We start from the raw sequence: 21,222 nt of genomic DNA, 5'->3' as shown, positions 1-21,222 counted from the left end.
TAAAATGCTGAACGTTTATTTTCTTAAAAACTCACAAGAAAAATTTGAGGTATAAAATGTCTAAATTTCCATCCGTTTCGGAAATCCTATCGGGCAAAATTGCGGTAGGTGAAGAAGTTGCAGTGCGTGGCTGGGTGCGTACCCGCCGTGACTCAAAAGCAGGTTTATCATTCTTAGCTGTGTATGACGGCTCTTGCTTTGACCCAATTCAAGCGATCATCAACAACGATTTACCAAATTATAACGATGAAGTGTTGCGTTTAACCGCCGGCTGCTCTGTCGTGGTGACGGGTAAAGTGGTGGAATCCCCAGCTGAAGGTCAAGCAGTTGAACTCCAAGCCAGCCACGTTGAAGTACTTGGTTGGGTGGAAGATCCAGACACTTACCCAATGGCAGCAAAACGCCACTCTATCGAATATTTGCGTGAAGTCGCACACTTACGCCCACGCACAAACTTAATCGGTGCGGTCGCTCGTGTTCGTCACTGTTTAGCTCAAGCAATTCACCGTTTCTTCCACGAACAAGGTTTCTACTGGGTTGCCACACCAGTTATCACCGCATCTGACACCGAAGGTGCTGGCGAAATGTTCCGTGTTTCAACATTAGATTTAGAAAACCTACCTCGTAATGATGCCGGCAAAGTGGATTTCAACCAAGATTTCTTCGGTAAAGAGTCATTCTTAACCGTATCTGGTCAGTTAAATGCAGAAACCTACGCTTGTGCGTTAAGCAAAGTGTACACCTTCGGCCCGACTTTCCGTGCGGAAAACTCCAACACCACTCGTCACTTAGCCGAGTTCTGGATGATGGAGCCTGAAGTGGCATTCGCAGACTTAAACGACAACGCAAAATTAGCGGAAGATATGTTGAAATACGTTTTCCGTGCCGTGCTTGCTGAACGCAAAGACGATATGGAGTTCTTCGCTAAACACGTGGATAAAGACGCTATCAGCCGTTTGGAGAACTTCATCAACTCGCCATTTGCTCAAGTGGATTACACCGATGCCATCGAGATTTTATTAAAATCAGGCAAATCGTTTGAATTCCCGGTGGAATGGGGTATCGATCTTTCTTCTGAGCACGAACGTTACCTTGCGGAAGAACACTTCAAATCACCAGTTGTGGTGAAAAACTACCCGAAAGACATTAAAGCGTTCTATATGCGTTTAAACGAAGACGGCAAAACCGTTGCGGCAATGGACGTTTTAGCGCCAGGAATCGGTGAGATCATCGGTGGTTCACAACGTGAAGAGCGTTTAGATGTGCTAGATGCTCGTATGGTCGAAATGGGCTTGAACCCTGAAGACTACTGGTGGTATCGTGATTTACGCAAATACGGCACCGTGCCGCACTCTGGCTTCGGCTTAGGCTTCGAGCGTTTAATCGTGTATGTGACCGGTTTACAAAACATTCGTGATGTGATCCCATTCCCTCGTGCACCACGCAATGCAAACTTCTAATTTGCAAAAAATAGACTAAATTCTACCGCTTGCAAGCGGTCAAAAAAGGCGAAAATGTTACGATTTCGCCTTTTTTGATACATTTTCACCTGCTTGGCTATTGTTTCAATCTAAATGAGAGATAAATAGCAAAATATGACTTATTTGTATAATTTTACTGAAAAACCACCGCTTGTATTTCCTCTCTTTCCCTCCAACTATGGTACAATTTCCCCAATTTTTCCAACTGATAAACAGCAATGAGCAAAAATTTCACTTTTTTCTTTTACGATTACGAAAGTTTTGGGGTTGGCCCGGCTTCTGACCGTCCGGCACAGTTTGCAGGTATTCGTACTGATGAGAATTTTAATATTGTCGGTGAGCCGGTAATGTTTTATTGCAAACAAACGCCGGACTACCTGCCTAGCCCGGAAGCGGTGATGGTGACAGGCATTACACCGCAACAATGTAACGCTGAAGGGTTGTCTGAACCCGAATTTGCTGCTCGTATTCACGCAGAATTTAGCCAGCCAAACACTTGCACCATCGGTTATAACAATATCCGCTATGACGATGAAATGACCCGCTACACCTTTTTCCGCAATTTTTACGATCCGTACGAATACAGTTGGAAAAACGGTAATTCTCGCTGGGATTTGTTGGATTTAGTGCGGGCTTGTTATGCACTGCGTCCGGACGGCATTGAGTGGGTGCGAGATGAAAACGGCGTACCGAGTTTTAAATTAGAAAATTTGACCGAAGCGAACGGCATTGCCCACGAAAACGCTCATGATGCGATGTCGGACGTTTACGCCACCATTGCAATGGCGAAATTGATTAAGGAAAAACAGCCGAAATTATTCGATTTTTTCTTTAATTTACGCAGCAAAAAAGAGGTGGAAAAACTGATTGACACAGGTGAAATGACGCCACTTGTTCACGTTTCGGGAATGTTGGGAAACTACCGTGGCAACACCGCTTGGGTTGTGCCGTTGGCATGGCACCCGACTAATCCCAATGCGGTGATTGTGTGCGATTTATCGGGCGATATGAACGGTTTACTCAATGAAAATGCGGAAACTCTACGCCAACGCCTATATACCAAACGTGAGGAGTTAGCCGAGAATGAACTCCCCGTACCGCTGAAATTAGTGCATATCAATAAATGCCCGATTTTAGCCCCGGCGAAAACGTTATTACCTGAAAATGCCGAACGACTTGGAATTGACCGTGCGTTCTGTTTGGAAAATTTAAAAGCGTTAAAAGCACAAAAATCGCTAGTGCGTGAAAAAGTGCTGGAAATTTTTCACGATGAACGCACATTCGAGCCTTCCGCTAACGTAGAAACTACGCTTTATGACGGTTTTTTCTCTACCGCCGATAAAAACAATATGACAATTTTACGCAATTTACCGCCGGAAGAACTGGCGAACCACGGGTTGAAATTTGAAGATCCTCGTGTGGAAGCGTTGCTATTCCATTATCGGGCGAGGCATTATCCGCAAACGCTCAGCCGAGCTGAGCAAGTCAAATGGCAGAAATATTGCAATCAGCAAATTGATGCAAAAGCGGAGCAGTTTGCCAAGTCTATTGATGAGCTGTTCCAACAGCATCACGATAATCTGGAAAAAGTAAAATTATTGGAAAATTTGACCGCTTACGCCGAGCTAATTTCCCAGAAACAAGCGGTCGTTTATGCGAAAAATTCTGCAAAAGAGGAAAAATTAGTTAGCGATCTCAATAAAGTCGCCGAGCAGAATTTAGACAAAGCGGAAAAACTTAAAATGTTGAAGGAATTAATCAAATAGCCGTGGAAAATTTAGTCTTAGAACATCATCCGTTTGAGCCGATTTTGCCCGAACATGCGACAGTGGTTATGGTCGGCACTTTTCCGCCAACCTCCGAAAAACGCTGTATGGAGTTTCATTATCCGAATTTCCAAAATGATATGTGGCGAATTATGGGCAACCTGTTTTATCAAAATTCGGATCATTTCCGAGTGGGCAATGAAAAGCGTTTTGACCCTCTTCGCATTGAAGCCTTTTTGCGAGAAAAAGGGATTGCCCTTTGTTCTTCCGCCAAAACGGCGATTCGTTTGAAAGGTAATGCGGCGGATAAAGATTTAAAAATTGTTGATCCGGTGGATATGGATGAGCTTTTAACCCTGCTGCCGAAAATGAAATGGTTATTTACTACCGGTGGTTTAGCAACCGATACGCTGCTTTCGCTGTTAAACGAAAAAGTCAAAGCCCCGAAAACCAATGAGTGGGTGGTGTATCCATACACCGCAGCAAGAGATCTGTTTTTATACCGCCTGCCTTCTACCTCAAGGGCTTATCCGTTAAGTTTAGCGAAAAAGACCGAGGCCTATCGCCAATTTTTTGTGCAGGCAGGGCTGATTAAGGATTAAGATGAAATACGATTTACATTCACACAGCACCGCCTCTGACGGCGTGCTTTCCCCCACGGAATTAGTGCAGCGAGCGATTGAGCAGGGCGTGGATATGTTGGCTTTAACCGATCACGACACTATTTCCGGCATTCGTGAAGCTAAAACCTTTGCCCAAACTCAGCCGATCACATTGATTTCAGGCGTTGAAATTTCGATTGTTTGGCAAGAAAAAAGCATTCACCTCGCGGCTCTCAATATTGATGAAAATAATGAGGAACTGATCCAATTTTTGGATAATCAAGCCAAATTGCGTGAAGAGCGAGCGGTCGAAATTGGGGAAAAATTAGCAAAAGCCGGCATTACGAATGCTTATGAAGGGGCAAAAGCCTTAGCTACAGGCGAAGTGACCCGAGCCCATTACGGTCGTTTTTTATACGAGCAAGGGCACGTTCGCAACATCGAACACGCTTTCAAACGCTATCTAGGAATGGGCAAACCCGCTTATGTGAAGCCTAAGTGGAGCAGTTTGGAAGAAGCGGTTCAAATTACACACAAAGCAGGCGGCGTGATTGCGATCGCCCACCCGTTACGCTACAAAATGACTTCTCGTTGGATTCGACGTTTAATTGTTGATTTCAAACTTGCCGGCGGTGACGGCATTGAAATTTCAGGTTGTGGACAAACCCCAGATCAACGCCAATTATTGGCTCGTTGGGCAAAAGAGTTTGATTTATACGGCTCGGTTGGCTCAGATTTCCACTATCCGACCGGTTGGGTAGAGTTAGGCAGAAGTTTAGAATTGCCGAAAGAGTGCAGACCAATTTGGGCGTTATTTTAGCGCCCAAAGCATGTTAAATATGATGAATAACAAGTGGTTTTCCTTGATGTTCGAGTACTTCGGCATCAAGGTTAAAGACTGCTTTCAAGTTTTCATTTGTGATAATTTGCTGAGGTGAACCTATCTTTTCAATCTCGCCGTTTTTCATTGCAATAATGGTATCGGCATAAGCTGCGGCAACATTAATATCGTGAACAACCATGACTGTGGTAAGAGAAAGTTCATCGGTTAATCGACGAAGTAGCTTCATTAGCTCTCGAGCGTGGAACATATCCAAATTATTAAGCGGCTCATCTAATAAAATATAATTCGTTTGTTGGCAAAAAGTCATTGCAATTAAAGCCCGTTGGCGTTGTCCGCCAGATAATTCATTTAAGAAGCGATGAGCAAAGCCGGCTAAGTCAAAACGCTCAAGTGCTTCTTCCACAATATGATGATCTTGTTCTGTTATTCTGCCTTGATGATGAGGATAGCGACCGAACATTAAGAGATCTCTGACTGTAATTCGGCTATGCACAACATTATCTTGCGTTAAAATGGCTAACTGTTTTGCTATGGTTCTGGAAGCTGTTTTCGCAATATTCAACTCATTTAAATGAATTTCGCCTTCTTGGATCTCTTGTAAACGGGCGATAAGTGAAAGCAGGGTAGATTTACCTGCTCCGTTTGCCCCGATTAATGCCGTAATACCACCATTTGGAATGGTTAAATTGATATTATTCAAAATGGTTGCATTGCCAATTTTGTGATGAAGATTTTTGACTGTTATCATTTTCTTGCTGACTATTTTTTCCGTTTTAAAATGAGATAGATAAAGACAATTCCGCCAATTAACTCAATAACCACGCTTAACACGCCTTGCATTTTCAATACTTGCTCAAAAATGGCTTGCCCTAAAATAAGCGTAATCGCTGAAATTAAAAAAGTCATTGGAATGCGTACACTATGGTAAACCGTTGGACTAATTGCATTGACAATGGCACAAACCAACAATCCTAAAAATAAGATTGGCCCTACTAATGCGGTTGAAACCGATACTAATAAGGCACAACAAATCAATAATTGGCGGGAAAATTGATGATATTCTAAGCCGAGTCCAATTGCTTTATCTTGCCCTAATAAGAGAATATCTAACTTATGGCGTTGTCGCCAAATCCAAATGGCAGATAAAATCGCAATGATTGAGCTAATCCAAAGCAGAGCAGGTGTCGTGAGATTAAATGAGGCAAAGGATGAACCTTGGGCTACTGCAAATTCGGTTGGGTCTATCATTCGTTGCAGTAAATTGTTTAAACTTCTAAAAAGCACGCCGCATACGACACCAATTAAAATCATCCGGGTTAGATCGGATTTATTTGGGGTTAATGAACGAAAGAGTAATATGGCCGCCCCGAGCATCAGTAATGTTTCAAATAAAAATTTACTACTTGGCTCAAGCTGTGTAAATCCAATTCCGCCGAAAAAGAAGACTAATGAAGTCTGTAACAGCAAGTAAAGGGAATCAAAACCTAAAATACTTGGGGTTAAAATCGGGTTATGGGTTAAAGTCTGAAATAATAATGTAGAAACACCAATGGTATAAGCGACGGTGCAGAGCAAAATGAGCTTTTTCCCTCGAAAAGCCAGAATGAAATCCCAGCTACCTTTGGCATTATAAGTCAGATAAAAGAGTATGGATAACATTAAGCTAAAGGCTAAAATAATCAAGCGAGATTTAACCACGATGTTTCCCCTCAATGCGTTTTTCTTTGAGCAATAAATAAAGGAAAATAATTGTTCCAACAATGCCAAAAACCGTTGAAATAGGGATTTCATAAGGGACATTAATTACACGCCCTAAAATATCACAAGCTAGCACTAAATTTGCCCCTAATACCACGACAGTTGGCAGATTTTTGCGTAATCGGTCACCGGCAATACGAGAGACAATATTCGGCACAACTAAACCGATGAAAGGAATTTGCCCTACTGTTACCACCACAATTGAAGTGATGATTGCCACAACTACCAAAGCTAACCAAGTCATCTGCTTATAGTTAATCCCTAAATTGGTGCTGATGTTTTCGCCTAAACCGGCAATGGTTAGTTTATCTGCCATAATATAGACAACAACTGCTAAAATAGCGGTAAGCCAAAGTAATTCATAACGACCAGCCAAAATCCCCGAGAAATCACCGGAAAACCAAACAGAAAGCACCTGTAAGCTATCTGTTTCATAGGCAATATAAGTCGAAATTGCCTCAATCACATTACCAAATACAATGCCGACTAAAGGCAACATTAATTGTTGATAAGGTGGCAATTTTCTAATCAGCAACATAAAAATGCCCATTCCAATTAAGGCACAGAGTGTCGCAATAGACATTTTCAGCAGCAGAGCAGAAGCAGGAAAGAATAGGCTTATGATTAAAATACCAATCGCCGCACTTTGGCTGGCACCAATCATACTGGGTTCAATAAAGCGATTTTTTAATACGATTTGCAATACCATTCCGGCAATGGCGAGTGTTGCCCCCACTAACAGGACGGCAAGTGTTCTGGGTAATCGGCTAATAAAAAAGATTTGGCTTTGCTCTGATGAGCTAAATATTTCATGCCAGCTGAAATCCGCCACGCCCACACTCATACTGATTGGGATAAGCAATAACAGAAAAAGGAGATTTAATCTAAAAAAAGAGGTCATAGGATAAATGCAAGCGGTCATTTTTTATAAAAATTTTGCATCTCTATTTTGCAAAAAATGATAAAAAATGACCGCTTGTAAAGATAATTATTTTTTCTCAAACGCTGATTTAATGATATTTAAGTCGGTTTTCATCTGCTCATAGCCACCCGGTGCTAAGTATGATGCACTGCTTAAATACACAATATTGCCATTTTTCCAAGCTTTAGTTTGACGGATTAATTCATTATCTAACACTTGTTGGGCGGATTGTCCTTCTTCGCCGATAGCTGCAATACGATCTAGCACAAATAACCAATCAGGGTTTAATTTTTGCACAAATTCAAATGAAACCGGCTGACCGTGCCCAGCATTTTTAATGCTTGGATCTGCCATTGGAATGCCTAAGCTCTCGTGAATCCAGCTTAGACGATAACCTGAACCGAAAGCCGAAATTTTACCTCCATTCACCAGTATAATTAACCCATTTCCTTTATCTTTTGCCACTTTTTGAGTCTGCTCAAGTAGGGTATTGATTTCAGTTTTGAGTTTTTCAGCTTCAGCTTCTTTATTAAATAATTTCCCCAAAGAATCGATACGCTGTAACCCACTTTCGATGAGTTTATCGCCGTTATCGGTCATATCAATGGTTCTTGAGATTTGACTCACTTCATCAAATTTTTTCGCACTACGAGTGCCCACAATGATTAAATTAGGTTGCAAGCTATGTAAGGCTTCTAAATTTGGCTCAAATAAAGTGCCTACGTTGGTTGCTTTTTCGGCACTGGCTTTTAAATAAGGAATTACTTTAACCTCCGGCATACCATCAATTTTTACCCCTAAGGCTTGTAAAGTATCAAGACTACCTGTATCAAACACCGCAATTTTAGCCGGACTTTCGGTAAAGGTAACATCGCCACGAGCTGTCGGAATCGTAATTTCTGCTGCAAATGCAGAAGCTGTTAGCAAAGCCATCGTAGTTAAAGTAAGGACTTTTTTAAACATTGAATAATCCTATTCTATATTGAAAACAATTCTCAAAGATTTTAACGCAAATTTATACAATATAGAAGTTAAAACAACATCCAAGGGTAAAATTTATGGAAGTTTTATCAGGTTATTTAACCTCAACTTGGTTGAATTCTGCCATTACCACGCCTAATTCCTCCGCTAGTTTGTCTATTTTGATTAAATCGGGCTTTTCCGCATTAACCGCAATTCGCATTAAACCTAGAATGCGTTCAAATTTACCATAATGAATTAAGCTGATTTCTCGCACCGCCTTTTCGTGTTTTGCCCAATTTCGACCAAACTGACGAGCGGCTTTTTTAATGCTTGTAAGATCTTTGGCTTGAGCGGCTAATTTTAATTCGACATAAAGCGGTGTCATTTTTGCGATAAAATCTTGATGTTTTGCAGCGTAATTGACAGGATTTTGCTCCTTTTCAAAAGCGTATAGATTTTTTGCAAGCTGTTCTAAAGTTTCCGTATTGGGATTATCAATAGCTGCCTGAAGTGCGGTTTTAACCTTATTACCAGCAATAGAATCATTTTGTTCAAGATTGAAAAAACGTTGCTGTAAAGCGGTCAAATTTTGCTGAGATTTTGCAATTTCACCCTTTTTTATTTCTGCCATTGCATCAGAAAGCTGTACAAATAAAGGGCTAACATCCACTTTAGCCAGAACGTTATTCGCTGAAAAAAGCAACGAAATCAGTAACCAATGCTTAACTTTCATTTATCCTCCTTAAATTAAATCAAATAGGGCTTTACCTAAGTAGTCGTTTTCATCTTTTACGCCAGCAAAACAAGCAAATAAACCACTGCCAATATGGGTAATATATTCGTTCATTTTGTCCACATTGCCAAGTGAGTTTTGAATTTTGATAAATTGCTCAGGGCTTTGTTGGAAAGAAACAAATAGCAAACCTGCATCAAATTGCCCTTTATCATCAATTCCACTTGAATAAGAGAACGAACGGCGGAGTATTCTTAAACCTGTTTTATTCGCCAGATGAGTATGGGAAATTTCAGGAATAGCAAGATTGCCTTTTTCATCTTTTTTGGCCAAATCTAAGGTGTCAAATTCGTGTTGATGCCCAAGCCCAGCCCCCGAATCTCGATGGCGACCAAAGGTTTCTTCTTGAGAGCGGAGATGAGTGCGATCCCACGTTTCTAAAAACATCTTAATGCGGCGAACCGCCAAATAAGAACCTCCTTTCAACCAGCCGTCTTGCACCCAAATCGTGCTGTTTTTCTCTTTTAGCGTATCAGCATTTGCAGTGCCATCTTTAAAACCAAATAGATTGCGAGGGGTTCGCTCATCAATAAAGGAATTAAAGCCTATTTGCGACCAACGCATTTTGACTTCGCCTCGAGCAGCACGAACTAAATTTCGCACAGCGTGAAAAGCTACTTGCGGGTCGTCCGCACAGGCTTGAATGCAGATATCGCCTCCTGTGTATTCAGCTTGAAGTTGATCACGAGGAAAATGGGGAAGATCGTTGAATTCGGCAGGCTTTAATTTTTCAATCCCTAATTTACGGAAAAAACTCGGGCTAACCCCAAAAGTCAGCGTGAGATTTTGCGGCAATAAACTATCTGCCTCGCCAGTATCATTCGGCGGAAGAAACGCATTTTCACTATAAGGCTTCACGTTTTTGCCTTGAGTAAGATTGTTACTATAAGCCGTCCAATTCTGGAAAATGGCTTTGACTTTGGCAATATCCTGAGTATCTAAATCCAATACTAAAAAGTAGATATGCTTTTGGGCAGGTGTAATAATGCCTGCTTGATGTTCGCCATAAAAAGCGTATTGATTTTGCGTGTTTTGTGGAATTTGGCGTGATTCTAAACCAAAAGCAGGAGCAGACAACAAGCCTACTCCCACTAATGCGGAGTGTTTTAAGAAATCACGGCGAGAACGATTTTCTGCCATCATTTTTACCCCTTTATTTGTTTAATAACACACCTAATTGTGCGAGAGGTTCGCCCAGTTGGTTTACTGCTTCGGCAAGGGCTTTAATATCTGCTTTTGAGAGAGTGTCGTAGCCCACATAATCATAGCCACCTGTTTTTGATTTATTGTGTTTTTCCAACAGTTCATTTACTGTCGCAAAACGGCTCGCAATTTCAGCAGAAAGTTTGGCGTCCACTTTCTCTAATTGCGGTTTAAAAATTTGATAAATTTTCTCCGCCCCTTCAATATTGGCTTTGAAATCATACAAATCGGTTTTTGAGAAAATTTCTTCCTCGCCTGTTACCTTAGTGGTTGAAACTTCGTTTAACAAATCGACTGCACCGGTAATCATTAGCTCAGGCGTAACTTCTGCGGTTGGAATTTTAGCTCGTAGCTCTTTCACATCTTTGAGCAATTGCTCTGCGGTTTCTTTTGTGCCTTGTGTAGTGTTTTTCTCCCATAGTACTTTTTCAATTTTATGGAAGCCCGACCAATCTTTCTCAGTTTTACCTTCTTCGGCTAAATCGGCAAGACGAGCATCAATACGAGGATCTAAATCGCCAAAGCTCTCCGCAATGGGTTCTGAACGCTCAAAGTGCATTCTTGCAAGCGGGTAGATTTCTTTCGCTTTTTGCACATCGCCTTTTTCTAGGTAACCAACAAATTTTTCTGTGCCTGTTACTAATTGGTCGATTTCTTCAATCACAAATTGTTTGTAAGTTTCGGTTTCTTTGCTTAAATCTAACGCCACTGCGTGAGCGGCGATAAAAAAGCTAGAAAGGGCAAAAGCAAGTTTGGTTAAACGCATAATAAAATCTCCTAACATGAAATATGTTGAGCCGAATAATAATACTGTTGCGAATTATTCTCAAAAACAAAATAAAAATTTTGTGATCTGGCTCACATTTTAATTTGCAAATTTTTAGCGAAAAAAGACCGCTTGCTTATGCTAAAATAACCTAAATTTTTAGGTAGGAACGATATGAGCAAACAGCACAAACCCTTTATTCTCCATTCTCCATTCAAACCCTCAGGCGATCAGCCAACTGCAATCGCCAAGCTCACCGAAGGCTTAAACGATGGCTTAGCTCATCAAACTTTACTCGGCGTAACGGGTTCGGGCAAAACCTTTACGATTGCAAATGTGATTGCCGAGCTCAATCGCCCAGCAATGGTGCTTGCCCCGAATAAAACCCTTGCCGCTCAGCTTTATGCGGAGATGAAAGCCTTTTTCCCTGAAAATGCAGTGGAGTATTTCGTTTCCTACTATGACTACTACCAGCCCGAAGCCTATGTACCAGCAAGCGATACCTTTATTGAGAAAGATGCGTCCATCAATGAACAGATCGAACAGATGCGACTGTCGGCGACTAAATCTTTCCTCGAACGCCGAGATACCATTGTGGTGGCTTCTGTATCTGCCATTTACGGTTTGGGAGATGTTGATGCCTATATGCAGATGATGTTGCATTTGCAAGTGGGGGCGATGATAGGGCAGCGAGACATTTTAAGCCGCCTTGCGGAATTGCAATACACCCGTAACGATCAGGCGTTCCAACGCTCAACTTTCCGTGTGCGGGGCGATGTGATCGACATTTACCCTGCGGAAAGCGATGAAGTGGCACTGCGTGTTGAGCTGTTTGACGATGAAATCGAAAACCTCTCGCTGTTCGACCCACTCACAGGGCATAGTTTAGGCAAAGTGCCTCGCTACACGATTTACCCGAAAACCCACTATGTTACCCCACGAGAACGAATTTTAGATGCAATTGAGCAGATCAAAGAAGAACTTGCCGAACGCCGTACCTACTTTATTCAAGAAAATAAATTGCTGGAAGAGCAACGCATCGCCCAACGCACCCAATTTGATATTGAGATGATGAACGAGCTAGGTTACTGTTCGGGCATTGAAAACTACTCACGCTATCTGTCGGGGAGAAAAGAGGGCGAAGCTCCGCCAACTCTATTTGATTATATGCCTGCCGACGGTATTTTAGTGATTGATGAAAGCCACGTTACTGTGCCACAAATCGGCGGAATGTATCGGGGTGACCGTGCGAGAAAAGAGACGCTGGTGCAGTATGGTTTCCGCTTGCCGTCTGCTCTAGATAACCGCCCGCTCAAATTTGAGGAGTTTGAACGTCTTTCGCCACAAACGATTTATGTGTCTGCTACACCGGGAGCGTATGAGTTGGAGAAAAATCCTGATGTGGTCGATCAAGTAGTTCGCCCAACTGGTTTGCTTGACCCAATTATCGAAGTTCGCCCTGTCGCCACACAGGTTGATGATTTACTGTCGGAAATTCATAAACGAGTGGCGGTGGACGAGCGAGTGCTGGTAACTACGCTGACCAAAAAAATGGCGGAAGATCTGACTGACTATTTAGACGAACACGGCGTTCGGGTGCGTTATTTACATAGCGACATCGACACGGTAGAACGGGTTGAGATCATCCACGATCTGCGAATGGGTATGTTTGATGTACTGGTGGGGATTAACTTGTTGCGTGAGGGCTTGGATATGCCTGAAGTATCATTGGTGGCGATTTTAGATGCGGACAAAGAGGGCTTCCTCCGTTCTGAACGCTCTCTTATCCAAACTATCGGGCGAGCTGCCCGAAACCTCAACGGCAAAGCTATTTTATACGGCGACCGCATTACCAACTCAATGCAAAAAGCGATTACGGAAACCGAACGCCGCCGTGAAAAACAGATGAAATACAATGAAGAAAACGGCATTGTGCCACAGGCTCTGAACAAAAAAGTCGGAGAGTTGCTCGATATAGGACAATCCGACAAGCCAAAACGCGGCAAACAAGCGGTCAAAAAAGCCGAAAATTCTGCAAACGACTACAAACCAAAATCCCGTAAGGAATTAGAAAAAGAGCTGAAAGTGTTGGAACAACAAATGCGGGAATTTGCGAAAGATTTAGAGTTTGAAAAAGCGGCTGCAGTAAGGGATAAGGTGCAGCAGTTGAAGGTGTATTTGTTGGAGATTTAAAAATGAATAATGAAATTATATTTAGTATTACTTTAAAAGATATCATAATTTTCACTCTAGGAATTATTGTTAGTTTCATAGTTGGATATTTTATAGCTAGGAATGTAAAGAGTAAAAAATCTATTAGATTTGATGTTATTCATAGAGGAATAGTTATTGAAACAAGATGTAATGGTAAAGATATTGGTTATCCCTTTAAGGTTGTGGATAAATATACGGATAAGGAGTTAGATTCAGTATATTGTATTCGGGCTAGGATATGGAATAATGGAGTTGAAGCTATAAGAAAAAATGACCTGTCTGATAAAGATCCTTTAAGGATTAAGTTAGATGATGATTTAATTATGATAGGCAACCCAATTATATATAATAATTCGATTGATTTTTTTATGAATAATAAAAACCAGGATAATATCTTTATAGTGGATTTTGATTATTTAAATCCTGATGAATGGATTGTTTGTGATTTTTTTGTGAAAAATGATCCCAATTTGCCTATATCTTTGGAAGGTAGGATTTGTGATTTGAATCTTAGTTCCAGAAACAACTTAGGTGATTCGAAGGTTAGTATCCTAGAAAGGATAGGAGCATTATTTTTAATTATTCTAACTCTAGGATCTCCTATTAGTGGTTTGATTCTACTTATTATGCATTTTAATAATCCTGAATTAGAAGTGTGGAATATCATGAAACAAGATAATAGCTATATGGTTCAGGTGTTACAAAATATAACATTAATGATGCCTACGATAGCTTTTTTATTTTATATTAGAAAGGTTATTCATAGAATTAGCAACCCTAAAGATTTTCCAGAAAATAGTGAGTATAGTGATTCTCAAATGAGAAACTTCATAATTATTACTAAAATTGCGTTAACAGGTAATAATTATAGAACATCTAATTCAATAAATAATTTAGGAGATATTACAGTTCCAAACTCCAAGAATAAATAGAGTTATTTATTTTCCGTATTCTCTACTCGCTACTCGTCTCTGACGAGTATCTTAATTTTGTTTAGTACCCATCAGGATACGGGGACTATCAACTTCATTCTTCAATCTAACAAGCGGTCAAATTCTCTCAAATTTTTACAATTTAACTCACAGCCCCACACTCAGCCACTTCCCACTGCATTTTGGAGATTTTATTTCGTTGATAAAGCCAATTTGTTACCTCTTTCCACGAATAGAGTGCGGAACCGCTTGCCACGCCATAAACAGGACGAGGGAAATCTTTGGCTCGTTTACCATTGGCGTAGTTATAGAAATAGCTGCACGGGTTAAGCCTGTTCGGGTGGCGATTTCACTTAACGAACTGACACCAGCTTCCTGTAACACTAAATCTGAAAATCCCGCTTGGCGGAGATTATCAAGGGCGGATTGTATCGCTACTTGTGCCGTTTCGGCTTCTTGGTCAAATTCTAAATAGACACTTTGATTATAAAAAAATTGTTTTTATTGCTTGATTTTAGATTTATTCTGTGAAGAAATTTGTGTTATCAGAAGAGGAGAAAAAATGCTTTTCGATACCCATATCCATCTCGATCAATTTTCAGATGAAGAAATTGAGCAAATCTTACATCAACCTAATTTACAAGGTGTGCTTGCTGTTGCAACGGATTTAGCCAGTTGTGAAAGATTATTAGAACTAAAAGAGCGGTATTCTAATCTCTACATTACGGCTGGTTTTCACCCAGAGCAAGTATTACCTTCGGAGAAGGAAATCGAAAAACTTTTTGATTTTATTGCAAAAAATCATAAAAATTTGACCGCTTGTGGCGAAGTGGGACTGCCGCATTATCTGAAGCGAGAAAATCCGGCATTAGATTATCAGCCTTATATTGATTTGTTAGAGCGTTTTATTGTGGCAAGCAAGCGGTATAATTTGCCGTTAAATTTGCATATTGTGTATGAGGATACGGAAATTGCCCTTGAATTGCTGGCAAGACATCAAATTCAAAAAGCCCATTTCCATTGGTTTAAAGCAAGTAATGAAACGTTGGAAAAATTGCTTTTAACCCCTTATTTTGTTAGTCTTACGCCCGATATTTTGACTAACCCGAAAACGCAAAAAGTCGCTCAGACGTTTCCGTTAGAACGGCTTTTAATTGAAACTGATGCCCCTTGGCAACACGAGGGATTTAAGCCTGTAGAAATTACTCAGCAACTTTTTGCCGTAATTAAAAAATTGGCAGAAATTAAACAGTTGCCAGAAAAAGTGGTGGCAGAACAGATCAGCCAAAATACGTATTCATTTTATCTCACTAAATAGAATTTATTAAATCTATGAAAAACCATCAACCGATTAAAGGGGCAATTGCAATTATCACCGCAGGTGTGTTGTTTGCCTGCATTAATACGCTTATTCCAAAGCTGACTTCCATCTCGCCGATTGACTCTAGTGTGATTGCATTAGTGCAATATCTGATTGCGTTTGTGTTTCTTGTGCCAAGTATGAATAATGTCGGCTTTTTCTCATCATTAAAAACGGCACATTTTGGGCAACATTGTCTTCGTATTTTTCTTTCCGCAATCGGTATTCAGTGTTGGACAATGGCATTAGCTAACCAATTACCGATTTGGCAGGGTATTGCGTTACTGATGACATCGCCACTCTTTGTTACCATCGGTTCTGGGTTATTTTTAAAAGAACACGTCGGCAAAAGACGCTGGGTTGCCACCGCACTTGGTTTTGTAGGAGCAATGATTATTTTAGAGCCGTGGAGCGATAATTTTAACTTGATTGCATTATTACCACTTGCCGCAGCCTTTTTCTGGGCGGGCTATTCATTGATGGTTAAAAAACTTTCCCGTTATGACAGCCCAACAACAATGGTTGCTTATCTGTTTATCTTAATCACGCCCTTTAACTTGTTGATTGCTTTAACTAATCTTAGCCCAAGCGGATTTAGCCTTCCTTCGTGGAGTGATTTCGGCTTTTTAATTTTACTCGGTTTTTTAACCGCTCTCGCTCAATTAGCAGTAGCAAAAGCCTATAATTTAGCAGATGCTTCTTACATTCAACCGTTTGATTTTATTAAGTTACCGCTCAATGTATTAGCCGGCTGGCTCGTTTTTAACTGGGTACCTCCGGGCAAATTATGGCTAGGAGCTGCTATTATTATTGCTGCAACAGTTTATATTACTTATGTGGAAGGAAAAGAAGCCGCTGTATAGATACAAGCGGTTAAATTTTTAACATTTTTTGCAATTTGCAAAACGTTCAGAAAATTTGACTGCTTGTTACCTTAAGGTGGACCAGAAACGGCTTTCGAGAATCAAGTTGATGCTTTAGGCATAGAGGCTCGGCAGTTGCTACGGTGCTTAGCGTAGGCAAATTGCAGTTTTGTTGTTAGCTCGAGAATGCCAGTTTTACTTCCAAAGGGTAAGGTTTGCACTCTGTACGCGATTGTGGCAGATTTTACCGAGATTGAGTTTACTACCTAGCACGGTAGTGCCTTTGTAGCGTCTGTCGGTGTCACCAAGAATAAAGCGGCTTGATTGATAACCCAAGCGTTTGCCATTCCTATTGCTAGCCGAGGTGTAATTTTGGCTTACCGGGTTATAGCGGTAACTAAAAACTAGCCTCCGTTACTCTACTGTGGTTACACAACCCACAGCAATTTTTCTTTGTAAGCATAGACTTTAACCCAGAATAAACCCCTGTTAAAACAATATAGTTCAGACACCAAAGGCTTACGTTTTTTACCATATTCAAAGGCTGTGGCAAGTTGCCAATGAGGCGAAAGCCATTGAGTGTGTCAAGCTTAAGTCCATTTAGCCAACGTTCCGGGTTGGGGCGTGCAATATCAAGCTCCAAAAGCAGTATGAATACCCCTAATGATCGAGAAGTAAAATTCCCATTGGTAGAAAATACCAATAAGCAGCTGAGTATATTCGGCATTGTGCAATATATGTGAGACGATTTTACTCTCGAATTTTCTGGCAGAGTAGAGTGGTAGAAAAATTACAAAGTAAACCTGTATTATAACCACTTTAAAAACTACATTTATAATGAAAATCTATTCCGTGAAAATCAGCTATTTATGCATCGTTATAATCAGGCAAAAGTGCGTTTTTACGGTGTAGAAGCTGAGGCTAGTTACCGCTTTAACGAGTAATATCAAGCCACAATTTTCGGCGATATGGTACGAGGCTAGCTCACAGGTTTACCGTTACTGAAAGTAAACAGAGATTAATCTGTATTCAAGGATTATCTACCAAAATTTCCTAATTTGTTGTTAAATAAACCAATCAATATTATTCCTTTATAAAAATATGGTTATTTATAAATAACTTAGCACCTGTCAAGAGAACAAGCAAAAATTTATTCGTTGACCTTTTACCAAAAGCACACTATCTTGTAATTTTTTTATATAAAAACACAAGATGTTGTGTTTTGTAGGGTATTTTTAGAAGGGCTAATAATTATGAATAAGAGTTTAATGGTAAAAAAGCGTGATGGTACACGTGAGCAACTCAGCTTGGATAAAATTCATCGAGTGATCACTTGGGCAGCAGATGGATTAGAGAATGTCTCAGTTTCACAAGTAGAACTACGTTCTCACATTCAATTTTATGAAGGTATTCGAACCACTGATATTCACGAAACAATTATTAAGGCAGCAGCTGATTTAATCAGCAAGGAAACGCCAGATTACCAATATTTGGCAGCACGGTTGGCGATTTTTCATCTACGCAAAAAAGCTTATGGGCAGTTTGAACCACCGCATTTATATGCACACGTTAAAAAATTAGTTGCTCTAGGTAGATATGATGCGGATTTGCTGAGTGACTACACACCCGAAGAATGGGAGACAATGAATGGTTTTATTGATCATGGGCGGGATATGATGTTTTCCTATGCTGCTGTAAAACAGTTGGAAGGGAAGTATTTAGTACAGAACCGTGTTACTGGAGAGATCTACGAATCTGCTCAGTTCTTGTATTTATTGGTGGCCGCCTGTTTATTTTCCAAATATCCGACAGAAAGTAGATTAGATTATATTCGCCGTTTTTATGATGCGACTTCCACTTTTAAAATTTCTTTGCCAACACCGATTATGGCTGGGGTAAGAACACCTACCCGTCAATTTAGTTCCTGTGTATTGATTGAATGTGATGACAGTTTAGATTCTATCAATGCAACCTCTGCAGCAATCGTTAAATATGTTTCACAGCGTGCTGGGATCGGTGTTAATGCCGGTGCAATTCGGGCATTAGGTAGCCCAATCCGTGGTGGGGAAGCATTTCATACTGGTTGTATTCCCTTTTATAAACATTTTCAAACTGCGGTAAAATCTTGCTCTCAAGGTGGTGTTCGCGGTGGGGCTGCTACAGTGTATTTCCCAATTTGGCATTTGGAAGCAGAAAATTTAATGGTATTAAAAAATAACCGTGGTGTGGAAGAGAACCGTGCTCGCCATATGGATTACGGGGTACAGATTAATAAAATGATGTATCAACGTTTAATTAAAGGCGGTGAGATTAGCTTATTTAGCCCGTCAGATGTACCGGGGTTATATGAAGCGTTTTTTGCTGATCAAGCTAAATTTGAGCAACTTTATTTGCAATATGAGCAAGACCTGAGCATTCGGCAACGTAAAGTTAAAGCTGTAGAATTGTTTTCATTACTGATGCAAGAACGAGCTTCAACAGGACGAATTTATATTCAGAATGTTGATCACTGTAACACTCATAGTCCATTTGACCCTCGTGTTGCACCGATACGCCAATCGAATCTCTGCTTAGAAATTGCCTTGCCAACTAAGCCGCTCGCACATTTTTATGATGAACAAGGGGAAATCGCATTATGTACATTATCGGCATTTAATTTAGGTACACTCAGTGATTTAGATGAGTTAGAAGAATTGGCTGATTTGGTTGTTCGTGCACTAGATGCTCTATTAGATTATCAAGATTATCCGGTATTTGCTGCACGTAACAGCTCATTAAATCGTCGCGCATTAGGTGTAGGCGTGATTAACTATGCTTACTATTTAGCTAAAAATCAGGTGCGTTATTCCGATGGCAGTGCCAATAATTTAACTCACCGCACTTTTGAAGCGATTCAATATTATTTATTAAAAGCTTCAATGAATTTAGCCAAAGAACGGGGGCGTTGTAGCTATTTTGACCAAACCACCTACGCCAAAGGGCTGTTACCTATTGATACTTATAAGAAAGAACTAGATGAATTAACCCGAGAGCCGCTTCATTATGATTGGGATCAGCTACGTCAGGATATTCTGCAATTTGGTTTGCGCAATTCCACTTTAACTGCCTTAATGCCATCGGAAACTTCCTCGCAAATTTCAAATGCCACCAACGGGATTGAGCCACCTCGAGGCTATATTAGTGTTAAAGCTTCAAAAGACGGAATTTTAAAACAAGTAGTGCCGGAGTATGAACGTTTGAAAACACATTATGAACTGCTTTGGGATATTCCAAATATGGATGGCTATTTACATTTGGTTGGTATTATGCAGAAATTTGTTGACCAAGCGATTTCTGCGAATACTAATTATGACCCAACCCGTTTTGCAGATGGCAAAGTGCCGATGAAGGTATTATTAAAAGATCTATTAACAGCGTATAAATATGGATTAAAAACCCTTTATTACCAAAATACCCGTGATGGAGCAGAAGATGCACAAGACGATCTAGATGAAGGCTGTGCTGGTGGTGCTTGTAAAATTTAATAAGAATAGAAATAAAGGAGAATAGCATGGCATATACTACGTTTTCACAACATAAAAATGATCAACTAAAAGAACCCATGTTTTTTGGACAAAATGTGAATGTGGCACGTTATGATCAACAAAAATATGAAATTTTTGAAAAACTGATTGAGAAACAACTCTCATTTTTCTGGCGACCGGAAGAAGTAGATGTATCGCAAGACCGTATTGATTATGCCCAACTTCCTGAACATGAAAAGCACATTTTTATTAGCAATTTAAAATACCAAACTTTGTTAGATTCTATTCAAGGAAGAAGCCCGAATGTGGCGCTTTTGCCGTTAGTTTCTATTCCTGAGCTGGAAACTTGGATTGAAACTTGGACATTTAGCGAAACAATTCACAGCCGTTCTTATACTCATATTATCCGCAATATTGTAAATGACCCTTCGATAGTGTTTGATGATATTGTCACCAATGAAGAAATTATTAAGCGTGCGAAGGATATTTCTGCGTATTATGATGATTTGATTCGTGACAGCCAACTCTATAGCCTATATGGTGAAGGCCGTTATGAAGTAGATGGTAAAACTTGCGAGGTAAGTTTACGCAGCCTAAAAAAACAGCTTTATCTTTGTATGATGAGCGTGAATGCACTTGAAGCAATTCGTTTTTATGTCTCTTTTGCTTGCTCATTTGCCTTTGCAGAACGGCAATTAATGGAAGGGAATGCTAAAATTATCAAGTTTATCGCGCGTGATGAAGCTTTGCATCTTACCGGTACGCAGCATATTTTAAATATTATGGCGTATGGAAATGATGATCCGGAAATGGCAGAAATTGCACGCGAGTGCCGACAAGAGGCCTATGAGCTGTTTTTAAGCGCTGCAGAGCAAGAAAAAGCTTGGGCAGATTATCTGTTTAAAGATGGCTCGATGATTGGGCTGAATCGCGATATTTTGGTGCAATATGTTGAATATATCACCAATATTCGAATGCAAGCTGTTGGGCTACCGTTGCCATTTAAAGCACGCTCTAACCCCATTCCGTGGATCAATGCGTGGTTAGTTTCAGATAATGTACAAGTAGCAGCACAAGAAGTGGAAGTTAGCTCTTATTTGGTTGGTCAGATTGATGCTAAAGTAGATAGCAGTGATTTTGGCGATTTTGAACTCTAGATTATGAATAAACAAGCGGTTGATTTTAAGTAATTTTTTGCAAATTGCAAAAAATAGGCAAATATGACCGCTTG

General features: G+C 40.3%; 18 protein-coding genes and 1 pseudogene. 11 read left to right on the top strand and 8 right to left on the bottom strand.

Features of this window, described 5'->3' with window-relative positions; genetic code table 11:
• Window positions 1–56 precede the first annotated feature (56 nt).
• The 4 genes from asnS (at window position 57) to A6B40_RS01540 (ending at window position 4,669) form a co-directional block, all read left to right on the top strand.
• Window positions 57–1,460 (top strand): asparagine--tRNA ligase, encoded by a 1,404-nt coding sequence (gene asnS / locus A6B40_RS01555; protein WP_025217346.1) that lies wholly within the window; start codon window positions 57–59, stop codon window positions 1,458–1,460.
• A gap of 239 nt (window positions 1,461–1,699) precedes the next feature.
• Entirely contained in the window at window positions 1,700–3,247 is a 1,548-nt protein-coding gene (gene sbcB / locus A6B40_RS01550) for an exodeoxyribonuclease I (protein ID WP_176671354.1), read from the top strand.
• A gap of 2 nt (window positions 3,248–3,249) precedes the next feature.
• Complete coding sequence (locus tag A6B40_RS01545; protein WP_418887712.1) at window positions 3,250–3,849, top strand: DNA glycosylase; 600 nt, start codon at window positions 3,250–3,252, stop codon at window positions 3,847–3,849.
• A gap of 1 nt (window position 3,850) precedes the next feature.
• Window positions 3,851–4,669, top strand: a complete 819-nt coding sequence (locus tag A6B40_RS01540) for a PHP domain-containing protein (RefSeq protein ID WP_176671353.1) — start codon at window positions 3,851–3,853, stop codon at window positions 4,667–4,669.
• Window positions 4,670–4,682: 13 nt separating this feature from the next.
• Here the strand turns inward: A6B40_RS01540 and A6B40_RS01535 are convergent, their stop codons facing one another.
• From A6B40_RS01535 to efeO, 7 genes are all read right to left on the bottom strand, one after another.
• On the bottom strand, window positions 4,683–5,441 hold the full coding sequence (locus A6B40_RS01535) for an iron ABC transporter ATP-binding protein (protein ID WP_176671352.1): 759 nt from the start codon (window positions 5,439–5,441) through the stop codon (window positions 4,683–4,685).
• Window positions 5,442–5,452: 11 nt separating this feature from the next.
• Window positions 5,453–6,352 carry an iron chelate uptake ABC transporter family permease subunit gene (locus tag A6B40_RS01530; protein WP_112111361.1) on the bottom strand — a complete coding sequence of 300 codons (900 nt, stop codon included), beginning with the start codon at window positions 6,350–6,352 and terminating at the stop codon, window positions 5,453–5,455.
• Window positions 6,353–6,383: 31 nt separating this feature from the next.
• On the bottom strand, window positions 6,384–7,352 hold the full coding sequence (locus A6B40_RS01525) for an ABC transporter permease (RefSeq protein WP_176671351.1): 969 nt from the start codon (window positions 7,350–7,352) through the stop codon (window positions 6,384–6,386).
• A gap of 87 nt (window positions 7,353–7,439) precedes the next feature.
• On the bottom strand, window positions 7,440–8,336 hold the full coding sequence (locus A6B40_RS01520) for a siderophore ABC transporter substrate-binding protein (protein WP_176671350.1): 897 nt from the start codon (window positions 8,334–8,336) through the stop codon (window positions 7,440–7,442).
• A 112-nt stretch (window positions 8,337–8,448) separates the two neighbouring features.
• Window positions 8,449–9,069, bottom strand: coding sequence for a Fe2+/Pb2+ permease (locus A6B40_RS01515; protein WP_176671349.1), 621 nt, complete (start codon window positions 9,067–9,069; stop codon window positions 8,449–8,451).
• Between the two features lie 9 nt (window positions 9,070–9,078).
• Complete coding sequence (efeB, locus tag A6B40_RS01510) at window positions 9,079–10,272, bottom strand: iron uptake transporter deferrochelatase/peroxidase subunit (protein ID WP_176671348.1); 1,194 nt, start codon at window positions 10,270–10,272, stop codon at window positions 9,079–9,081.
• Window positions 10,273–10,282: 10 nt separating this feature from the next.
• Complete coding sequence (efeO, locus tag A6B40_RS01505; protein ID WP_176671347.1) at window positions 10,283–11,098, bottom strand: iron uptake system protein EfeO; 816 nt, start codon at window positions 11,096–11,098, stop codon at window positions 10,283–10,285.
• A gap of 174 nt (window positions 11,099–11,272) precedes the next feature.
• Between efeO and uvrB the strand changes: the two genes are divergently transcribed.
• Together uvrB and A6B40_RS01495 are read left to right on the top strand one after the other, a co-directional pair.
• On the top strand, window positions 11,273–13,291 hold the full coding sequence (gene uvrB, locus A6B40_RS01500) for an excinuclease ABC subunit UvrB (protein ID WP_176671346.1): 2,019 nt from the start codon (window positions 11,273–11,275) through the stop codon (window positions 13,289–13,291).
• Window positions 13,292–13,293: 2 nt separating this feature from the next.
• A complete protein-coding gene (locus A6B40_RS01495) occupies window positions 13,294–14,244 on the top strand; it encodes a hypothetical protein (RefSeq protein WP_176671345.1) in 951 nt (316 codons plus the stop codon).
• Between the two features lie 216 nt (window positions 14,245–14,460).
• On the opposite strand, the gene A6B40_RS01490 is transcribed toward A6B40_RS01495, so the two are convergent.
• On the bottom strand, window positions 14,461–14,628 hold the full coding sequence (locus A6B40_RS01490; protein ID WP_176671344.1) for a hypothetical protein: 168 nt from the start codon (window positions 14,626–14,628) through the stop codon (window positions 14,461–14,463).
• Between the two features lie 178 nt (window positions 14,629–14,806).
• Here A6B40_RS01490 and A6B40_RS01485 point away from each other — a divergent pair, with 178 nt between their 5' ends.
• The 5 genes and pseudogenes from A6B40_RS01485 (at window position 14,807) to nrdB (ending at window position 21,148) form a co-directional block, all read left to right on the top strand.
• Entirely contained in the window at window positions 14,807–15,562 is a 756-nt protein-coding gene (locus tag A6B40_RS01485) for a TatD family hydrolase (RefSeq protein WP_176671343.1), read from the top strand.
• Window positions 15,563–15,576: 14 nt separating this feature from the next.
• A complete protein-coding gene (locus A6B40_RS01480) occupies window positions 15,577–16,467 on the top strand; it encodes a DMT family transporter (RefSeq protein ID WP_112110962.1) in 891 nt (296 codons plus the stop codon).
• 618 nt (window positions 16,468–17,085) lie between these two features.
• Window positions 17,086–17,486, top strand: a pseudogene (locus tag A6B40_RS10170) (TonB-dependent receptor); the annotation flags it as partial.
• A 234-nt stretch (window positions 17,487–17,720) separates the two neighbouring features.
• Window positions 17,721–19,991 carry a class 1a ribonucleoside-diphosphate reductase subunit alpha gene (gene nrdA / locus A6B40_RS01470; protein ID WP_176671342.1) on the top strand — a complete coding sequence of 757 codons (2,271 nt, stop codon included), beginning with the start codon at window positions 17,721–17,723 and terminating at the stop codon, window positions 19,989–19,991.
• A 26-nt stretch (window positions 19,992–20,017) separates the two neighbouring features.
• The gene (gene nrdB, locus A6B40_RS01465; RefSeq protein WP_176671341.1) at window positions 20,018–21,148 is read left to right on the top strand and encodes a class Ia ribonucleoside-diphosphate reductase subunit beta; all 1,131 of its coding nucleotides are present in this window, start codon (window positions 20,018–20,020) and stop codon (window positions 21,146–21,148) included.
• Window positions 21,149–21,222 lie beyond the last annotated feature (74 nt).

Origin of the sequence: Mannheimia varigena, from assembly GCF_013377235.1 — a bacterium.
Classification (GTDB): domain Bacteria; phylum Pseudomonadota; class Gammaproteobacteria; order Enterobacterales; family Pasteurellaceae; genus Mannheimia; species Mannheimia varigena.
The sequence above is the reverse complement of the archived record's forward strand: the minus strand, read 5'-3'. Positions and strand labels throughout refer to the sequence as shown.

Excerpts from the sequence above, each read along its gene's own strand:
- A6B40_RS01520 (WP_176671350.1), bottom strand. The coding sequence starts at position 8,336 with ATGTTTAAAAAAGTCCTTACTTTAACTACGATGGCTTTGCTAACAGCT.
- asnS (WP_025217346.1), top strand. The coding sequence starts at position 57 with ATGTCTAAATTTCCATCCGTTTCGGAAATCCTATCGGGCAAAATTGCG.
- A6B40_RS01525 (WP_176671351.1), bottom strand. The coding sequence starts at position 7,352 with ATGACCTCTTTTTTTAGATTAAATCTCCTTTTTCTGTTATTGCTTATC.
- A6B40_RS01515 (WP_176671349.1), bottom strand. The coding sequence starts at position 9,069 with ATGAAAGTTAAGCATTGGTTACTGATTTCGTTGCTTTTTTCAGCGAAT.
- A6B40_RS01530 (WP_112111361.1), bottom strand. The coding sequence starts at position 6,352 with ATGTTATCCATACTCTTTTATCTGACTTATAATGCCAAAGGTAGCTGG.
- efeB (WP_176671348.1), bottom strand. The coding sequence starts at position 10,272 with ATGATGGCAGAAAATCGTTCTCGCCGTGATTTCTTAAAACACTCCGCA.
- A6B40_RS01485 (WP_176671343.1), top strand. The coding sequence starts at position 14,807 with ATGCTTTTCGATACCCATATCCATCTCGATCAATTTTCAGATGAAGAA.
- A6B40_RS01535 (WP_176671352.1), bottom strand. The coding sequence starts at position 5,441 with ATGATAACAGTCAAAAATCTTCATCACAAAATTGGCAATGCAACCATT.
- A6B40_RS01495 (WP_176671345.1), top strand. The coding sequence starts at position 13,294 with ATGAATAATGAAATTATATTTAGTATTACTTTAAAAGATATCATAATT.
- sbcB (WP_176671354.1), top strand. The coding sequence starts at position 1,700 with ATGAGCAAAAATTTCACTTTTTTCTTTTACGATTACGAAAGTTTTGGG.
- A6B40_RS01540 (WP_176671353.1), top strand. The coding sequence starts at position 3,851 with ATGAAATACGATTTACATTCACACAGCACCGCCTCTGACGGCGTGCTT.
- nrdB (WP_176671341.1), top strand. The coding sequence starts at position 20,018 with ATGGCATATACTACGTTTTCACAACATAAAAATGATCAACTAAAAGAA.
- uvrB (WP_176671346.1), top strand. The coding sequence starts at position 11,273 with ATGAGCAAACAGCACAAACCCTTTATTCTCCATTCTCCATTCAAACCC.
- efeO (WP_176671347.1), bottom strand. The coding sequence starts at position 11,098 with ATGCGTTTAACCAAACTTGCTTTTGCCCTTTCTAGCTTTTTTATCGCC.
- A6B40_RS01480 (WP_112110962.1), top strand. The coding sequence starts at position 15,577 with ATGAAAAACCATCAACCGATTAAAGGGGCAATTGCAATTATCACCGCA.
- nrdA (WP_176671342.1), top strand. The coding sequence starts at position 17,721 with ATGAATAAGAGTTTAATGGTAAAAAAGCGTGATGGTACACGTGAGCAA.